We start from the raw sequence: 16,593 nt of genomic DNA on the forward strand, positions 1-16,593 counted from the left end.
GGTGCAATCGTGGGCGGGGGTTCGGCGACCCCACGTTCATAGTCGATGCCGACGAATCCGCCGTATGGAATCGCCGCCCACCTCCGACCCCGGCCCCAACCCCGACCCCTCCGCCGCCGCGTCCGCGTCCGGCCTCCGCGACCGCCTCGAAGCGACCTTCTGGGAGCGCCACGCCAACCCGTGGAGCGTCGGCACGCGCATCCTCGTCTACCCGGTGTTGATGTACGCCGTCTACCGACGGGACCGCCGACTCTTTCTCGCCGCCCTCGCGTTCACCGCGGTCAATCCGGTGTTGTTCCCGCGGCCCGCGCGCACGGACACCTACCTCAGTCGAATCGTCCTCGCCGAGCGCGAGTGGCTCGACGCCGAGCGCGGGACGATGGGCCTCGACTACCCGAACGTGCTCAATGTCCTCAACGTCCCGGTCACGCTCTACGCCTTCGTCTCGGCGATACGGCGCAGGCCGGTCGGCACGCTCCTCGGCACGCTCGGCGTGATGGCCCTCAAACTCTGGTGGGTCGATGCCATCGTAAAGGAGACGGGCGTGACGGGTCGCGGCCCCGACCCCGACTCCGACTCAGCGGAGTGAGTCCAGCGTCGCCGTGGCGAACGGAATCAGCATCTCGTCGGGGTGGAGGCCGCCGTGCATGGCGACGAAACCGAGGTTCCCCGGTTCCTCGTCGCCGTACCAGACGCCGAGGTCGCGGTGGACGACCACGAGGTCGCCGAGGCGTCGCTCGAACGTCGGCGAGGGCTCGGGACCGAACAGCCCCCGCTCTAACACCTCGCGCTTCCGGAACACCCGCGCGTCCAACTCGGTCGTGAGCAGGTCGTAGACGGGGTCGATTCGCTCGTCCCGCAGGTGGAGGTGGACGTTCCGCGGGCTTCCCGAGAACCGAACTGGCGTCCCGTCCGTGAGCGTCCGCAGGTCCGAGACGAGGTCGAACGGCGGTTCCGAGAGGTCGGGGTTGCGCTCGGGGTCGGTGTCGACGAGGCCGTGGTCGGCGGTGACGCAGACGAGCGTCTCGCCCGCGTCTTCGTCGTCGGTCGTTTCGGCGAGCGTCGCTATCGCGTCTTCCACGCGGGCGAACGTCTCGGCGGCCGTCTCGCGGTACGCCGCTGAATCGACGCCCTCGCCGTGCGCCACGGCGTCTGTCTGCGGGAGGTACGCGAAGACGTACGACGGGTCCGCGGCCGAGTCGGCGGCCTCGGCGAAGGCGTCCGAAAAGGTCGAGAGGTCCTCCGGGTCGTAGGTGTGCGGGACCGTCCCCTCGGACGGGAACGGCGTCACGTGGTGCGCCTCGACGCCCGCGTCGGCGAGGTCGGGGTAGACGCTCTCGCAGTCGGCCACGTCGCCGCGGTCGAGTCGCTCCGGTTCGGTGCCGTCCTTCCGGAGGAAGGGCAACGCCTCGAACATCTCGTCGGCGTCGGGGTCGTAGACGTTCCAGCCGACGACGCCGTGCTCCGACGGCAACGCCCCCGAGTGGAACGTGTTCATCGCGGCGGCCGTCTCCGAGGGGGAGACGGAGGTGAGCGGCGTGACGCGACCCGCGCGCTCGAACTCGCGGAGGAAGGGAATCCGGTCGCGCTCGCCGTCCCACTGGGCGAGGCCGAAGCCGTCGACGAGAAAGACGACCACCTGCGACACGTCGTCGTAGCCCTCGGTCGCCGACGCGGGGAGTCGCGGCCCGACATCCGCGCCGAGCAGGTCGGCGACGGTCCCCGGAATCCGCGAGAAACACCAGTCGTCGTAGGCCGGCAGGAGGTAGTCACCGTCCGACTGTCGCTCGCGGAGCGCCTGCGCGTCGGCGTCGAACATACCACCGTCGGCGTCCGGGCGGGCGAAAAAGGTTCCGTCCGGACGGGTCGTTGTCGGGTCGCGCCCTCAGTGCTCGGTCATGTCGGCTCCGAGGTCGCGCATCGCCTCGAAGAAGTTCGGGAACGACACGTCCACGTGCTCGCTGCCCGCAATCGTCGTCTCGCCGTCCGCGACGAGGCCGGCGACCGCGAGCGACATGACGATGCGGTGGTCGCCGCGGCCGTCGACCGCCGCGCCGACGAGGTCGGTCTCGCCGCCGTGAATCGTGAGGCGGTCCTGTTGTTCGGTGACGTTCGCGCCCATCTCCGCGAGTTCCTCCGCCATCGCGCTCACGCGGTCGGTCTCCTTGAATCGGACGTGCTCGCAGTTCTCGATGACCGTGTCGCCGTCGGCGATAGCGCCGAGGACCGCGATGGTCGGGAGCAGGTCGGGCGTATCGCCCACGTCCACGGTCGTGCCGGTGAGGTCGGCCGCGGAGACGGTCAGTTCGCCCGCCGCTTCGTCCCACTCGACCGTCGCGCCCATGTCGCGGACGATATCGACGATGGCGCTGTCGCCCTGTGCGGACGGTCGCGCGCCCTCGATGACGACGTCCTCGCCCTCCGCGCCCGCGACCGCGCCGGCCGCGAGCAGGTACGAGATAGACGAGAAGTCGCCGGGGACGCTGTACGCGCCGCCCTCGGGGGCGTACGACTGGCCGCCGGGGACCGAAAAGCCGTCGTCGGTCCGGGTCGCTTCCACGCCGAAGTCGGCGAGGAGTTCGAGCGTGATATCGACGTACGGCGAGGACTTGAGTTCGGTCGTGAGTTCCACGTCGATGCCCTCCTCTGTGACCGCACCGGCCATGAGGAGCGCGGTGATGAACTGCGAGGACACGTCGCCGGGAATCTCGACGGTGCCGCCGGTCATGCCGTCGCCGACGACGAGCGGGGCCTGCCCGTTTCGGCGCGTGCTCTCGGCGCGGCCGTCGAGGTCGAAGACGGCGTCGAGAAGCGGGCCGTGGGGCCGCGAGCGGAGCGAGGCGTCGCCCGTGAGGACCGTCAGGCCCTCGCCGAGGGCCGCACAGCCGGTGACGAGGCGCATCGTCGTCCCCGAGTTCTCGCAGTTGACCACGTCGTCGGGCGTGCCCGGACGGCCGCCGAAGCCGGTGACTTCGACCGTCTGGCCGTCGCGGTCGACCGACCCGCCGAAGGCCTCGACCGCGCGCATGGTCGCCTTCGTGTCGGCGCTGACGAGCGCGTCGCGGACGACCGCTTCGTCGCTGTAGCCCGCGGCGAGGACGGCTCTGTGGGTGTAACTCTTCGACGGCGGCGCTCGGGTTCGTCCGGCGACCCGAGACGGGGAGACGTGCGCGTCCATACGCGAGGGGTCGGCAGGGTCCGGTATCAGGGTACCGGACGCGGCGACGTTCTCCCGGACGGTGACGGCGGCGCGGTCGCTCGGTTTCGTGTCCGCCAACAAACATATACCGTGAGCGAGCGTACTGTCTTCGGGATGGACGCCGCGGTCGGTCCGGGCGAACGCGACGCCGACTCGCGCGGCTCTCTGCGGCCGCTCGCGGCGCGTTCCGGCGGCGAACTCGCGACACGTCTCCCGCCCGAAGAGGCGCGTCGCGGGGCCGATACCGGAACCCGCCGACCGCGACGCGAGAGCTTTACTACCGGCCGGGCGAACCCCGGAGTATGGAACCCGATTTCTCACCGCTGGCCGAGTTCCTCGGCGACGAGTTCGACGGCTATCTCATCTCGGCCGACGGGAGCGACTCCAACCAGCTGTATCTCTCTGGGTTCGACGCGCCGGACCCGTACGTGACGCTCTACACGCCGGCGGGCATCCACCTCCTCGTCTCGACGCTGGAGTTCGGCCGCGCGAAGAAAGAGAGCCGCGCCGACACCGTCTCGCGGCTCTCCGACTACGACTACCGCGACAAACACGCCGAACACGGCGCAGTCGTCGGAAAGGCGAAGACGGTCGCGGCGTTCCTCGCCGACCACGACGTCGGCTCGCTCGCGGTCCCCGCGGACTTCCCGCTCGGCACCGCCGACGCCCTGCGCGACGAGGGTGTCGCGGTCGAGGCCGAGACCGACGACGTGCTCACGAACATCCGCGCGGTGAAGACCGACGAGGAGGTCGAGCACGTCCACGCCGCACAGGACGCCAACGAGGCCGCGATGCGCGCCGCCGAAGGCCTCATCCGCGACGCCGACGTGGCCGACGACGGCACGCTCACGTACGAAGGCGAGCCGCTGACGAGCGAGCGCGTCAAGGAGGAAATCGAGGTGACGCTCCTGCGACACGGTTGCGCCCTCGACGAGACCATCGTCGCATGCGGGGCCGACGCCGCCGACCCGCACGACCGCGGGAGCGGCCCGCTCCGGGCCGACGAGGCCGTCATCATCGACATCTTCCCGCGCGACAAGGAGACGAAGTACAACGGCGACATGACCCGGACGTTCGTGAAAGGCGAGCCATCGCCCGAAATCCGGGAGTGGTTCGACCTCACCGAGGAGGCGTTCGAGGCCGCCCTCGACGCCGTCGAACCGGGCGCGACCGGAGCCGACGTCCACGACGCCGTCTGCGACGTGTACGAGGCGGCCGGCGAGAGCACGCTCCGCGCGGACCCCTCGGCGGAGACCGGCTTCATCCACAGCACGGGCCACGGCGTCGGCCTCGACGTGCACGAACTCCCGTCGCTGAGCCCGAGCGGCGAGGAGCTTCGACCCGGTCACGTCATCACCATCGAGCCGGGGCTGTACGACCCCGACATCGGCGGCGTCAGAATCGAGGACCTCGTCGTCGTCACCGAGGACGGCTACGAGAACCTGACGGACTACCCGGTCGAACTCGTCGTCGAGTAGCCGGCGCGAGCGCGCGGAATCGGAACGAACGCCGAATCCGAATCCGAATCGGTGTCGACGGAGAAAATCAGCTGTCGAGGGCGTTGTCGCCGGTCGAGCCGCAAGCGGCGGGCGCGTCGGTCCAGCCGGAGTTGGCCTCGCGCCACTGTTTCAGCAGGTCTTCCAGCGCGTCGCCCGTCTCGGGCGTGAGTACGCCCGCCGCCTGCCGGACGACGGTCCCGTCTTCGATGAGAAGCGCGTAGATGTTGCCCTCGCCGAGCAGTCCGAGGCGGCGCTGGAGCGCGGTCTTGTCCACCCGCGCGATGAGCGCGTTGTCGTGGGGACGGCTCCGGGCGGCACCGGGCGACATCCCGCCGCCGGACATCGGCGGCATCATCCCGCTCCGCCCGCCGAGGACGAGCAGTTCGTAGTACTCGAAGTGCCCGTACGTCTCGCACAACTCCTTCGCGTACCCGCGCCACGACCCGACCAGCGACTGCTGGCGGCGGTCGAAACTGATGAGCACGAGCGTCTGTTCACCCTCTAAGTCGTCGGGAAGGACGACCTTCTGACCGCTCGTGTCTCGTGTCGGGAGGCGAGGGAACTCCATGGACTAGGCGATTCCCCACCAGTAGATAAGTCTAATTGCCGATTCGAAAAACCGTCGCGTCGAGAAGAACGTCTCTCTGGCTGCGACGATGCGTGAACTCATCTCGCGTGGTTTCTAGTTCACTCGATATAAACGTCCGCCTCCGAGTCTCAGCGCCGATAACCGGCGGTCAGCGCTCGTAGTCCGGGTCGAACAGTTGGGCCGACATCGGCCCCGGTTCGCTGCCCTCGACGACGGCGTACGACGAGAGGTCGTCGACGCCCGCTTCGGACAGCAGTTCCTCGTCGTAGAACGCGTTGCCGGTGCAGTCGGTCGGGTCGCGCGAGAACAGTTCGGCGACGGCGTCGCACATTATCTGCGGGGTGCGCCAGTCCTCGGGCGTGCCCATCCCGAAGTGTCGCGTCGCCTCGGACTCGATGGCGGCGACCGGCCACAGCGCGTTCACGCCGATGTCGTCGGCGTCGAGTTCGCCCGCGAGCGACTGCGCGATGAACGTCATGCCGTACTTCGAGAGCGCGTAGGCGACCTTGCCCGGCGCGGGCCGGGCGGGCATCGGTGGTGAGAAGGTGACGACGTGGGCGTGGTCGCTCTCGCGAAGGTGCGGGAGTGCGGCGTGCGTGGTCGCGTACGCCCCGCGGGCGTTCACGTCCATGAGGAGGTCGAACCGCTTCGGCGGCGTGTCCTCGAAACCGGCGATGTGAATCGCGCCCGCGTTGTTGACGACGAAGTCGATGCCGCCGAAGGCGTCGACCGTCTCGTCGATGGCCGTCTGCACCGAGTCGTCGTCGCGCACGTCGAGTTGACACCAGATGGAGTTGCCGCCGCGCTCGCGTATCTCCTCCGTCGTCTCGACGATGGTCCCGGGGAGGTCCTCGCGCCCGTCGACGGTCTTGCCCGTCGAGACGACGTTCGCGCCCCGGTCGGCCAAGTCGAGGGCGATGGCCTTCCCGATACCGCGACTGGTTCCCGTGATGAAGGCCGTCCGACCCTCGAAATCCACATCATCGAATGCCATAGTTTCCTATCGGCCATCGACCACTTGATGGTTCGTACACCGGGAGTCGGTTGAACGTGGTTTGCGGGTCGGGCGCGGGCGGCCGTCTCGCCACACCCGCCGCCACCGATTCCCTTTTGCCCGCCGCACCTCCACACCCGTACCGATGGACGTGCTCATCGTCGGCGCGGGCGCAATGGGACGCTGGTTCGGCCGCACCGTCGACGCCGACCTCGTGTTCGCCGACGCGGACCCCGAGAGCGCGGTCGCCGCAGCGGACGCGCTGGGCGGGCGGGCGGTCCCGCTGGACGGCGACGAGCGATTCGACGTGGTCTGTCTCGCGGTCCCGATGCGGCTCGCGGCCGACGCCGTCGCCGACAACGCCCACCGCGCGGACGCCGCGATGTGCGACGTGACCGGCGCGATGGGATCTCCGGTGGCGGCGATGCGCGACCACCTCCCCGACCGCGAGCGCCTCAGCCTGCATCCGCTTTTCGCCCCGCACAACGCCCCCGGTAACGTCGCCGCCGTCGCCGACGAACCGGGCACCTACACCGACGCCCTGCTCGCCGACCTCGACGCGGCCGGCAACCGCGTCTTCGAGACGACGCCCGAGGAACACGACGCGGCGATGGAGACGGTGCAGGCGGCCGCCCACGCCGCCGTCCTCTCGTTCGGCCTCGCCGCCGACGACGTGCGCGAGGAGTTCGCCACGCCGATTTCGGCCGCGCTCGACGAACTGGTCGCCTCCGTCTCCGGCGGTACCCCGCGCGTGTACGCGGACATCCAATCGTCGTTCGGCGACGGGGCCGACCGCGTCGCCGACGCGGCCCGCGACCTCGCGGCGGCCGACGACGAGGCGTTCGCCGACCTCTACCGGCGCGTCTCTCGCGGCGACGACGTGCCCGGCGACTCGGCCCCGAGCGACGACGACCGCGACCAGACCGACAAGCACGACCCTATCGAGTGACGAGTGAAGGGAGACACCGACGCCGACGCCCCGCCGCGGGCCCGATTCCCGCCGCGCGGGCGACGGCGACTCGCTCCACAGCCCACCGATGATAGACAGAGACGCCGTCCGCGACAACGCGAAGTACCTCAGAAACGTCCGCCCCATCGACCCCGACGAGATAGCCGAGTACATCGAGGGCGCGCCGCACCCCGCCGTGGTGAAACAGACGCTCCGCGAGGAGGCCCACGACCTCGGCCTGTTCGAGCGCGACGACGGCACGTTCGTCCCCGCGAACGACGACCCCGCGCCGTTCCAGAACTGGTCGCCCGCGGCCTTCCCCGACGACTACTCCTTCGCCCTCGAAGACCTGCTCATCGGGCGCTACGGCGCGAACTGGCACGTCGGCGAGTCCGGCGACCGCCTCCGGGAACGCGTCCGCCAACTCAAGGAGGACTACTACCGAGGCAACCCCGTCGAGTACGACGAGGACGCCGCGCTCGGCTACGGGATATACCACCTCCCGGACTACTACGCGGCCGTCGGCTACGTCCTCTCTGACCTCGCCGAACGGAGCCTGCTCCCGCGAAACCCCCGCGTGCTCGACGTGGGTGCCGGGACGGGCGGCCCCGCGCTCGGCCTCCACGACTACCTCCCCGACGATTCCGTCGTGGACTACCACGCGGTCGAACCGAGCGCCTCCGCCGACGTGCTCGACCGGATGCTCGGTGAGACCCGCCGGAACTTCCGGACGACTGTCCACCGCGAGACCGCCGAGGCGTTCGACCCCGACGGCGAGTACGACGTCGTCCTCTTCGCCAGCGTCCTGAGCGAACTCGACGACCCCGTCGCGGTCGTCGAGAAGTACCTCGACGCCCTCGCGGACGACGGCACAATCGTCGCCATCGCGCCCGCCGACCGGAACACCAGCATCGGCCTCCGCGAGGTCGAACGCGAGGTCGCGCCGGCCGACGGCGACGTGACGGTGTACTCGCCGACGCTCCGCCTCTGGGACGGCTACGCGCCCTCGGACCGGGGGTGGTCGTTCGACGTGAAGCCCGACCTCGACGTGCCGGGGTTCCAGCGCCGCCTCGACGAGGGCCGCGACGGCGACGAGGACGAGGGCACCTTCGTCAACGTGGACGTGCAGTACTCCTACAGCGTCCTCCGCACCGACGGCGAGCGCCGCCTCGACGTACGCGGGAACCCCGCGCGGTTCGCCAAGATGGCCGAGATGGAGCGCCACGTCACGAACCGCATCGACCTGCTGGCGGTCAAACTGAGCCACGACCTCTCGGAGGGGAACAACCAGGTGTTCAAAATCGGCGACGGGAGCGAGGCGGTCGACCACTACGCCGTCCGAACCCGTGAGACCGTGCTGAACGCCGATGTGGCCGACGCCGACTACGGCGACGTGCTCGTCTTCGAGAACGTCCTCGCGCTCTGGAACGACGACGAAGAGGCGTACAACCTCGTCGTCGACGACGAGACGCTCGTGGACCGCGTCGCCTGAGCGGACCGCGTCGGCCGCCGCCGTTTCTCGGGACACGTTGCGTCCGACGGGTGGCTTTTTGCGCGCTCCGTCCCCAGTCGGACCATGAGCGAACCCAGCATCCTCCTCACCAACGACGACGGCATCGAGAGCGTTGGCTTCCGCGCGCTCTACGACGCCCTCTCGGAGTTCGCCGACGTGACGGCGGTCGCGCCCGCGACGGACCAGAGCGCGGTCGGCCGGAAGATGTCCACCGACGCGGTCGTCACCGAGCACGAACTCGGCTACGCGCTGGAGGGGACGCCCGCCGACTGCACGGTCGCCGGCTTGGAGGCGCTGTGTCCCGACGTGGACATGGTCGTCTCCGGCATCAACAAGGGAGCCAACATCGGCGCGTACGTCCTCGGCCGGTCGGGGACCGTCAGCGCCGCCGTCGAGGCCGCGTTCTTCGACGTGCCCGCCATCGCCCTCTCGCTGTACGTCCCCGCCGGCGGCGACCTGCCGTGGCACGAGAAGGCGACCGGCCCGCGGGACTTCCGCGAGGCGACCCACGCGGCCTCGTACCTCGTCAAACACGCCGAACCCGCCGGCGTCTTCGAGCAGTGCGACTACCTCAACGTCAACGCGCCCATGTCCGGCCCCGACGGGGGTCCGGCGGACATGCAGGTGACGGTTCCCTCGGAGCTGTACGACATGACCGCCGAGTTCGAAAACGGGACCGTGAAGCTCCACGACCGCGTCTGGGAGCGGATGCGAACCGGCGACATCCCGGACCCCGACGGCACCGACCGCCGGGCCGTCGTCGAGGGTCGCGTGTCGGTCTCGCCGCTGACCGCGCCGCACACGACCCACCGCCACGAGGCGCTGGACGCGCTCGCCGAGACGTATCTGGAGTGAGCGAAGCGGGAAGGGGCAACAAAGCGTATATCCGAGGGGCCTGAAGCGCCGACGAAACCGATGAACGCGTTTCTACAGGCCGCGGGTGCCGAGTCGGGAAGCGTCATCGTCTTCCTCATCACCATCGCGGTGCTGTTCACCCTCCCGCTCGTCATCCTTCTCCTCGGACGGCTCTTCGAGCAGTTCTTCTGAGGCCTCGATTTTGGGCCTACTCTGCCGCCGCCCGTCGGCTGTCCACCAGCAGTTTGTACGCGAGGCCGACGACGCCGGCGAACACCGCGAGCGCCCCGGCGAGTGAGGCGACGATTCCGAGCGCGAACATCAGTCCGAACCCGTAGCCAGCGAGGGCGAACGTGCCGATAGTCAGCAACACCCAACCGCCGACGATGACGGCGAACAGCGCGACAGCGTCGTCTTCGGTCGCGTAGCGGAGGGCGTCGCGGGCGGAGACGCGTGACATACCGAACGCGTCGCCGGGGGCGAAGGTGGTCCTTTCGGTCGGCCGACACCAAAGGTTGAATCCCGGCCCGACCGACGGACGCGTATGTCCGAAGCAGACGCAATCGAGCGCGTGGACGAACCCGGCACCGTTGATTCGCTCGCCGCGGACCTCCGCGCGCTCGGCGTCGCGGCCGGCGACACCCTCCTCGTCCACTCGTCGCTCAGTTCGCTCGGGTGGGTCGCCGGCGGCCCGCAGGCGGTCGTGGACGCCCTCCAAACGGTCCTGACCGACGACGGGACGCTAGTCATCCCGACCCACACGGGCCAGTACACCGAACCATCTGCGTGGGAGAACCCGCCGGTCCCCGACGACTGGGTCGATATCATCGGCGAGTCGATGCCGCCGTTCCGCCCCGACGTGACGCCGACCCGCGGGATGGGCGCGGTGCCCGAGTGCTTCCGCAACTACCCCGGCGTCGTCCGCAGCGAGCATCCGACGGTCTCCTTCGCGGCGTGGGGCGCGGCCGCCGAGGAAATCGTCGCCGGTCACGAACTCGATTACGGCCTCGGCGACGGGTCGCCGCTGGCGCGGGTGTACGACCGCGGCGGCGACGTGCTCCTGCTCGGCGTCGGCCACGGGAACAACACCTCACTCCACCTCGCCGAGCACCGCGCGGACTTCGAAAAGACGCGGACGACCGAGCGCGCGCCGCTGCTCCGAGACGGCGACCGCGTCGTCGTCGAGTACGAGGACATGGCGGTCGAGACCGACGACTTCGAGGAAGTCGGCGAGGCGTTCGAGGCGACCGTCGGCGCGACCGAGGGGTCGGTCGCGGCCGCGACGGCGACGCTCCTCGACCAGCCCGCGCTGGTCGATTTCGCCGAAGACTGGTTCGAGTCGAACCGCTGAAGGAGGATGTCGCGGCCGACTCGGTCGGGGCGCGACGCCCGGCGAAATGCCGGACGCGACGCCAGACGCGCGCGGTCAGGCGAGCGTCGCGGTCAGCGTGATTTCCGGCCCGGCGAGCGCCTTCGACACCGGGCAGTTCTCCTTGGCGCGCTGGGCGAGTTCGGCGAACGTCTCCTCGTCGATGTCGGGCACGTCGGCGTCGAGCGTCAGGTCGATGCGCGAGATTTCGAAGCCGCCGCCGTCGGCCGGGTCGAGGTGCACGTCGGCCGCGGTGTGGAGGCTCGTCGGCGCGTAGCCCTCGCCTTCGAGGAACGCGGTCAACTGCATCGAGAAACAGCCTGAGTGGGCCGCGCCGATGAGTTCCTCGGGGTTCGACCCGAGTTCGTCCTCGAACCGCGTCGGGAACGTGAACGTCCCCTCGACGGTCCCGCTCTCTGTCGAGAACTCGCCGCTCCCGTCTTTGCCACCGGTCCACGTCGTCTCCGCTTTGTGCGTGGGCATGCCACGCACACCTACGGTCGCAAGCGATATGGAGATGACGGCGAACGAAGCGTTCGAGCGGACCGGACCGACGGGGTGCGGAAGTGCCGGGCGGCGCGCTACAGGCCGCTCCAGAGCGCCGCGGCGCCGAACCCGACGATGACGACGCCGGCGAGTTGGTTCACCCGGCGGAGCACGGCCGGGGTGACGCGCTCTCGGACGCGGTCCACGGCGGCGCTCAGGACGAACCACCAGAGCGCCGACCCGGCGAAGACGCCCGCGACGAGGACCGCCGCCGCGAGGTAGTCGCCGGAGACGCCGACGCCCAAGCCGGCGAAGATGCCGACGAACGCCAGTATCGTCACCGGGTTCGTCAGCGTCAGGAGGAACGTCGACCCGAAGTCGGCCGCGAGGCTCCGGGCGTTCGAGTCGAGCGGTGCGACGGCCGACTGCTCGGTCGCCGGTGCCGACTCGACGGACGCCGGGTCGCCCCGAATCGACTGGACGCCGATGTACAGGAGGATTGCGCCGCCCGCGAGAGCGATTGCGTTGCGGTGTCCGAGCAGGACCGACGAGAGCGCGGCGAGACCGAACCCCGCGATGGCCCCGTAGACCGCGTCCGCAGACGCCGCTCCGAGTCCGCTGACGAAGCCCGAACGGCGACCCTTAGAAAGCGTTCGCTGGATGCACAGTACACCGATTGGACCGACCGGCGCGGCTATCGAGACGCCGAGAACGAGTCCGCGGACGAAGATTCCGATTGTGGTGGTTAATAGACATCACCTCGTGGCCGCTCCGATGCGTCGCCGGGTGATAGCTCTATCGCCGAGGCCCGAACGCGGAGTGGACCGGCCCGAGTCGGGTGCCGGCGGTCCGAGGCCGATTAGAACACCCCTGTGATGAAGCCGAGGCCCATCAGGACCAACACGGCCGCGGAGAACGTCGGGAGATACGGCGTGTACTTCTCGACTTCGTCTTCGTACTGCTCGTAGCCCGCAATCAGCAACATCGTCAGTCCGACGATGCCGACGATGACGGTGACGGCGTAGGCGCTCATCAGTTCGAGGCAGTAGTTCGACCCCGCGCAGAGCGCGATAATCTCGAACTCCTCTTCGTGGGCGAACCCGAGGACAAACGCGAACCACGCGATACTGAGGAGTCCGCGGTCCGCGGCGTCGTCGAGGCCGCCGTCGTCGTGTGAGTGTCCGCCGACGAAGGGGACAAATCCCTTCAGACGAGAGCCCAACCCGCCGCCGTCGTGGGTGTGACCGTCGTGGTCGTGTGAGTGGCTATGGCTGCCGTCGTCGTGTGAGTGTTCGTGGTCGTGGCCATCGCCGTGACTGTGACTCCCGTGGCCGTCGTCGTGCCCGTGAGGACCGTGAGCGTGGCCGTGGTAGTACTCGCGGACACCGAGCGCGATGAGTAAGACGCCGGCTAGGAGACTGACCGGGCCGCCGATTTGGACGCCGCCGAGTATCGTAATCGGCTCGTTGACCTGTGTGAGGTCGAAGTACGCCTTCGCGTAGAAGAACACGCCCACCATCGCGATACTGCTGACGAGGTGGCCGACCCCGAGGATGAAACTCGCCGTGAACCCGTACACCCACTTGTTCGCTTGGTCGAGGGCGTACGAGGCCGCGACGGGCCAGCCGTGACCCGGTTCGACGCCGTGGATGGCACCGAGGGCCACCGCGCCGGCGACGAGTCCGAGCAGTTCGTTCGAGGCCATGTACTACCGTATCCGTAGAAAACGAGAGGTATAGCGGTTGTTAATACCGAATCGAGGGTATCGTCATAACGGGGACTCTTGTAGCTGTGCGCGCCAGTTGGCACACGATGCGGACGAGTTTCAACATCCCCGACGAACTGGTCGAGGAGTTCGACCGGGCGTGGCGCGAGGAGGGCATCGAGAACCGGTCGCGGGCGGTCCGAGAGGCCATGCAGGAGTTCATCGAGTCCCACGCCCGACTCGAAGACGTGTCCGGCGAAGTCGTCGCGCTCGTCGGCTTCGACTACCGCCACCACGACGTGATTCGCGAGCTTCACGGGACGCAACACGAGTTTCAGGACGTCATCCTCAACACGAGCCACACCCACCAAGGCGAGTGGTGTCTCGAATCGCTGTTCTGCCGCGGCCCCGCGGCACGCGTCCGGGAACTGACCTACCGGCTCCGGGACTTCGACGCGGTCCATCGCGTGAAAGTGATGGTCATCCAGGAGTGACGCGGCGGCGGGTCTCCGAATGGGATTAGTCGAACTTCGAACGCCGCGTGCTGTCCGTGTCGAGGTGGGTCAGGTTGGCACCGGTGACGACGCCACCGACGGCGGCGAGCGCGACGACGGTCCCAAAAGGAACGCCAAACCGACCTCCTGCCACGGCGTCAGCATCCCCGGAGCGGTGGTGTTAATTCCGACGTGAACGCCGTGGATACGACGACACGACCAAAGAGTATCCGACCGTGTTGCGTGGCGCGGAGTGCATCCCACGAAGACAGCAGTAAGTCCGGCTGAGGATAGCGTTCAGTTCGAAGACTCGGACTCGACGAGTCGCTTCATCCGTTCGAGGTCCGCGTCGGTTCCCTGCTTGTGCCGCTCCCAGGATTCGTCGTCAATCCCCTCCCAACGAGTCGCCAAGTGAACGAGTTCGCAGGCGGTGTCGCCCACGTCGAACAAGCGCGAGCGCGACCGTTCTACGGTTCCGTCCGCCTCGACATCGAAGTCCGCGACGCCGAACTCGCGGTTCAGCCTCGGGCGGATGACGAACTCGTCGCCGTCCGGTCCCGTGCCTCGGTACGTCGCTTCGTCTATCGGCTGTACGTCGGTCGTCCACGCGGGGTACATCTCGGGGAAGACACTAGGGTCGGAGATGCGCTCCCACACGGCATCGAAGTTCGCTTCGATGAAGACACTCGATACGTACGTCTCGGCTTCGCCGGGGAGGGACATGCGTGAGATGGGACGGGAGATTCGATGAGCGTTCTGGTGCGGTTTCGGTTCGCCGCGGTCCGATGGAGTCCGCCACGGCGAGTCGGTTATCTCATCGAGTTTGCCGAGAGTGCGGTCTCGTTCGTCGGTGAGACCGCGGCAAAACCGTTCTGCGCTTCGGTGTGAGTTACGGTTCGAGCGGCTCTAGCTCCCCAAAAAACGCAGCCTACCGGTCGAAATACGCCAGCCTACCGATTCTGCCGCTGTTCGGCCTTGTTCATCTCGATGAGCAGTCGGAAAATCGCTTTCACGAGGTTGGAGTCGACCTCGAAGTGGGCCGCGTTCTTCCCGGCGCGCTCCATCACGCGCTCTTCTTGGGACTCGTCGGTCGTCGGCAGGTCCTTCTCGGCTTTGACCTTCGCCACCGTGTCGGCGACGTAGGTCCGGCGGGCGATGAGTTCGACGATGCCGCGGTCGATATCCTCTATCTCCTCGCGGAGTTCGTCGAGGGACATGTCCTGAAACGATTCTGCGGCGGCGTCTACGGTGTCGTCTGTCATTGGATTCGTGCTCCGTCGGTTCGGGTGGTCGTCAGTCGGGTCTCCCCCTCGCGGGCGTCCCACAGTTCCTTGACGCGTTCGAGGTCGGCGCGGTCGCCGACGGCGACGACGCTCGGGCCGGTCCCGGACAGCGAGACGCCGTCGGCGATGGGCATCGCCTCGACGGCGGGGTCGGTCGGGAAGTCGAGCGCGGCCGAGAAGGCGAGGCCGTTGACGGTCATCGCCTCGGCGTAGCGGCCTTCGAGCGCGAGGTCGGCGACGAGGTCGGCCATCGGGGCGACGTTCTCACAGCGGGTCACGTCGGCGTCGGCGCTGTAGGCGCGCTCCGGGGGCGTCCACACGAGCACGTCCCAGTCGACCTCGTCGCGGACGATGAGGTCGTCCTCGGTGTTGTCGGTGACGACGACGCCGCCGACCATAGAGGCCGAGGCGTCGTCGAACGCGCCGGTGGCGGTGACGCCGACCTCGCGGGCGGCGCGGACGCCCATCCGGCAGGCGTCGAGCCGGGAGATGTCGGCGTCCGGACCGGGGCCGACCGAGCGGCCGAGCGCGGAGAGCGTCGCCAACACCGTCGCGTTGGCGGCGGCGCTCGAACTCTTGAGGCCGGCGGCCATCGGCAGGTCGCTTTCGGTCTCGACGGTGCCGCCCTCGCCGTCGCCGAACGCCTCGACGGCGAGTTCGACGCAGCGCTCGATGAGTCGCGTGTCGGCGTCGGGGGCCTCCGCGATGCTGCCGCGGACCTCGCCGGAGTCGTCCAGTTCGACCGACGCGGTGGTCTCCGCGTCGATGGCGAACGCGGAGCCGGTCGCCGTCGCCAGGGCGTTCAAGACGGTGCCCGCCCCGAGGGCGGTGGCTCGGCCGTGCATACTTGCCGGAGGTCGGCACATCGTGTTATGTGTGGCGGTCCGTGCCGTTTTCGCCCGTAGGTTCGGGGACCGGCGCGGCGGCGAGACGCCGGGAGCGAGCCGTCCCGAGACGCGACGTTTTTGCCGTCCCCGAAGCAACGGTGTGGTATGAGCGCCCGCAGCGACATCGCCCCGAGCACACTCGGCGTCGAACTCCACGACTACGGCGTCGAAGTGGAGTACATCGACAACCGAACCACGGTCTACCGGGGCGTCCCCGAAGCCGTCACGGGCACGCTCGGCACCGCCCCCGGCAAGGAGGTCCACGTCCTCGTCACCGACCCCACCGAGACCGAGGGCGTCATGATGTACGTCAACGACCTCAAGAGCCACGACGACGTGCTCGAATCGAGCGGCGTCGGTCGCGTCATCCTCGGCGAGGGCGAAGAAGAGGAACTGTTCCCCGGCGTCCTCGTCCGCCGGGTGCCCGGCCACCGCTTCGAAGTCGAGGCCGACCCGGAGGTCGCCCGCGGTCGCGTGTTCGTCTTCGTCGAGGACGACTGGGGCGAAGACTCCTACGAGTTCGTCGCCGAGTGATGCTCCGGAAGCGCTGGGAGCCGCTGGAAAAGCGGACCATCGGAAAGGCTCCGGAAGCCTACGGCTACTACGAACTCGGCGACGCGGACGGCGACCTCGTCGGTCGCGGCGTCGGCGTCCTCCGCGACGAACTGAAGGAGGCGCTCGCCTACGGCGACGCGGAGCGCGTCCGCTGGGAACGCGCGACCTCGCTGGACCACGCCGAGCGACTCGCGGACGAACACGACCCGGCGTAGC

Annotated in this window: 22 protein-coding genes; 11 read left to right on the plus strand and 11 right to left on the minus strand. The window is 68.8% G+C overall.

Features of this window, described 5'->3' with window-relative positions; translation table 11 throughout:
- Nucleotides 1-64: 64 nt before the first annotated feature.
- Nucleotides 65-589, plus strand: coding sequence for a DUF6653 family protein (locus AUR65_RS13570; protein ID WP_058567376.1), 525 nt, complete (start codon nucleotides 65-67; stop codon nucleotides 587-589).
- On the opposite strand, the gene AUR65_RS13575 is transcribed toward AUR65_RS13570, so the two are convergent.
- Both AUR65_RS13575 and aroA read right to left on the minus strand, forming a co-directional pair.
- Nucleotides 578-1,819, minus strand: coding sequence for an alkaline phosphatase family protein (locus tag AUR65_RS13575; RefSeq protein WP_058567377.1), 1,242 nt, complete (start codon nucleotides 1,817-1,819; stop codon nucleotides 578-580). The genes AUR65_RS13570 and AUR65_RS13575 overlap by 12 nt on opposite strands.
- 66 nt (nucleotides 1,820-1,885) lie before the next feature.
- Entirely contained in the window at nucleotides 1,886-3,178 is a 1,293-nt protein-coding gene (aroA, locus tag AUR65_RS13580; protein ID WP_058567560.1) for a 3-phosphoshikimate 1-carboxyvinyltransferase, read from the minus strand.
- Between the two features lie 323 nt (nucleotides 3,179-3,501).
- Between aroA and AUR65_RS13585 the strand changes: the two genes are divergently transcribed.
- Complete coding sequence (locus tag AUR65_RS13585) at nucleotides 3,502-4,677, plus strand: M24 family metallopeptidase (protein WP_058567378.1); 1,176 nt, start codon at nucleotides 3,502-3,504, stop codon at nucleotides 4,675-4,677.
- 67 nt (nucleotides 4,678-4,744) lie between these two features.
- Here the strand turns inward: AUR65_RS13585 and AUR65_RS13590 are convergent, their stop codons facing one another.
- Both AUR65_RS13590 and AUR65_RS13595 read right to left on the minus strand, forming a co-directional pair.
- Nucleotides 4,745-5,266: a hypothetical protein gene (locus AUR65_RS13590; RefSeq protein ID WP_058567379.1), complete on the minus strand. Its 522-nt coding sequence runs from the start codon at nucleotides 5,264-5,266 to the stop codon at nucleotides 4,745-4,747.
- A 169-nt stretch (nucleotides 5,267-5,435) separates the two neighbouring features.
- Nucleotides 5,436-6,281 carry an SDR family oxidoreductase gene (locus AUR65_RS13595; protein ID WP_058567380.1) on the minus strand — a complete coding sequence of 282 codons (846 nt, stop codon included), beginning with the start codon at nucleotides 6,279-6,281 and terminating at the stop codon, nucleotides 5,436-5,438.
- 145 nt (nucleotides 6,282-6,426) lie between these two features.
- Between AUR65_RS13595 and AUR65_RS13600 the strand changes: the two genes are divergently transcribed.
- The 4 genes from AUR65_RS13600 to AUR65_RS20465 all read left to right on the plus strand — a co-directional run bounded on the left by AUR65_RS13600 (nucleotide 6,427) and on the right by AUR65_RS20465 (nucleotide 9,790).
- Nucleotides 6,427-7,230 carry a prephenate dehydrogenase/arogenate dehydrogenase family protein gene (locus AUR65_RS13600; protein ID WP_058567381.1) on the plus strand — a complete coding sequence of 268 codons (804 nt, stop codon included), beginning with the start codon at nucleotides 6,427-6,429 and terminating at the stop codon, nucleotides 7,228-7,230.
- Nucleotides 7,231-7,318: 88 nt separating this feature from the next.
- Nucleotides 7,319-8,722, plus strand: coding sequence for a small ribosomal subunit Rsm22 family protein (locus AUR65_RS13605; RefSeq protein WP_058567382.1), 1,404 nt, complete (start codon nucleotides 7,319-7,321; stop codon nucleotides 8,720-8,722).
- Nucleotides 8,723-8,806: 84 nt separating this feature from the next.
- Nucleotides 8,807-9,598, plus strand: coding sequence for a 5'/3'-nucleotidase SurE (surE, locus tag AUR65_RS13610; RefSeq protein WP_058567383.1), 792 nt, complete (start codon nucleotides 8,807-8,809; stop codon nucleotides 9,596-9,598).
- 60 nt (nucleotides 9,599-9,658) lie between these two features.
- On the plus strand, nucleotides 9,659-9,790 hold the full coding sequence (locus tag AUR65_RS20465; RefSeq protein ID WP_269844097.1) for a hypothetical protein: 132 nt from the start codon (nucleotides 9,659-9,661) through the stop codon (nucleotides 9,788-9,790).
- A 16-nt stretch (nucleotides 9,791-9,806) separates the two neighbouring features.
- Here the strand turns inward: AUR65_RS20465 and AUR65_RS20045 are convergent, their stop codons facing one another.
- The gene (locus AUR65_RS20045) at nucleotides 9,807-10,058 is read right to left on the minus strand and encodes a hypothetical protein (protein WP_199180606.1); all 252 of its coding nucleotides are present in this window, start codon (nucleotides 10,056-10,058) and stop codon (nucleotides 9,807-9,809) included.
- A gap of 84 nt (nucleotides 10,059-10,142) precedes the next feature.
- Between AUR65_RS20045 and AUR65_RS13620 the strand changes: the two genes are divergently transcribed.
- Nucleotides 10,143-10,949 carry an aminoglycoside N(3)-acetyltransferase gene (locus tag AUR65_RS13620; RefSeq protein WP_058567384.1) on the plus strand — a complete coding sequence of 269 codons (807 nt, stop codon included), beginning with the start codon at nucleotides 10,143-10,145 and terminating at the stop codon, nucleotides 10,947-10,949.
- Nucleotides 10,950-11,024: 75 nt separating this feature from the next.
- On the opposite strand, the gene AUR65_RS13625 is transcribed toward AUR65_RS13620, so the two are convergent.
- The 3 genes from AUR65_RS13625 to AUR65_RS13635 all read right to left on the minus strand — a co-directional run bounded on the left by AUR65_RS13625 (nucleotide 11,025) and on the right by AUR65_RS13635 (nucleotide 13,158).
- A complete protein-coding gene (locus tag AUR65_RS13625; RefSeq protein ID WP_004968086.1) occupies nucleotides 11,025-11,450 on the minus strand; it encodes an OsmC family protein in 426 nt (141 codons plus the stop codon).
- 98 nt (nucleotides 11,451-11,548) lie between these two features.
- On the minus strand, nucleotides 11,549-12,190 hold the full coding sequence (locus tag AUR65_RS13630; RefSeq protein ID WP_332888741.1) for a LysE family translocator: 642 nt from the start codon (nucleotides 12,188-12,190) through the stop codon (nucleotides 11,549-11,551).
- Between the two features lie 122 nt (nucleotides 12,191-12,312).
- Nucleotides 12,313-13,158, minus strand: coding sequence for a hypothetical protein (locus AUR65_RS13635; protein WP_058567386.1), 846 nt, complete (start codon nucleotides 13,156-13,158; stop codon nucleotides 12,313-12,315).
- 107 nt (nucleotides 13,159-13,265) lie between these two features.
- On the opposite strand from AUR65_RS13635, the gene AUR65_RS13640 reads away from it, so the two are divergent.
- Nucleotides 13,266-13,652 carry a CopG family ribbon-helix-helix protein gene (locus AUR65_RS13640; protein WP_058567387.1) on the plus strand — a complete coding sequence of 129 codons (387 nt, stop codon included), beginning with the start codon at nucleotides 13,266-13,268 and terminating at the stop codon, nucleotides 13,650-13,652.
- Nucleotides 13,653-13,671: 19 nt separating this feature from the next.
- Nucleotides 13,672-13,848, plus strand: a complete 177-nt coding sequence (locus tag AUR65_RS20275) for a hypothetical protein (RefSeq protein WP_233194374.1) — start codon at nucleotides 13,672-13,674, stop codon at nucleotides 13,846-13,848.
- A gap of 101 nt (nucleotides 13,849-13,949) precedes the next feature.
- Here AUR65_RS20275 and AUR65_RS13645 read toward each other — a convergent pair whose 3' ends face one another.
- From AUR65_RS13645 to AUR65_RS13655, 3 genes are all read right to left on the minus strand, one after another.
- A complete protein-coding gene (locus tag AUR65_RS13645; protein WP_058567388.1) occupies nucleotides 13,950-14,375 on the minus strand; it encodes a hypothetical protein in 426 nt (141 codons plus the stop codon).
- Nucleotides 14,376-14,602: 227 nt separating this feature from the next.
- Complete coding sequence (locus AUR65_RS13650) at nucleotides 14,603-14,914, minus strand: chorismate mutase (protein WP_004063556.1); 312 nt, start codon at nucleotides 14,912-14,914, stop codon at nucleotides 14,603-14,605.
- Complete coding sequence (locus tag AUR65_RS13655; protein ID WP_058567389.1) at nucleotides 14,911-15,780, minus strand: shikimate kinase; 870 nt, start codon at nucleotides 15,778-15,780, stop codon at nucleotides 14,911-14,913. The genes AUR65_RS13650 and AUR65_RS13655 overlap by 4 nt, the downstream gene beginning before the upstream one ends.
- Nucleotides 15,781-15,927: 147 nt before the next feature.
- On the opposite strand from AUR65_RS13655, the gene AUR65_RS13660 reads away from it, so the two are divergent.
- The gene (locus AUR65_RS13660) at nucleotides 15,928-16,356 is read left to right on the plus strand and encodes a DUF5796 family protein (RefSeq protein WP_058567390.1); all 429 of its coding nucleotides are present in this window, start codon (nucleotides 15,928-15,930) and stop codon (nucleotides 16,354-16,356) included.
- On the plus strand, nucleotides 16,356-16,592 hold the full coding sequence (locus tag AUR65_RS13665) for a DUF7508 domain-containing protein (protein ID WP_004977213.1): 237 nt from the start codon (nucleotides 16,356-16,358) through the stop codon (nucleotides 16,590-16,592). The genes AUR65_RS13660 and AUR65_RS13665 overlap by 1 nt, the downstream gene beginning before the upstream one ends.
- Nucleotide 16,593: the final 1 nt, after the last annotated feature.

The organism is Haloferax marisrubri, assembly GCF_001469875.2.
GTDB lineage: Archaea > Halobacteriota > Halobacteria > Halobacteriales > Haloferacaceae > Haloferax > Haloferax marisrubri.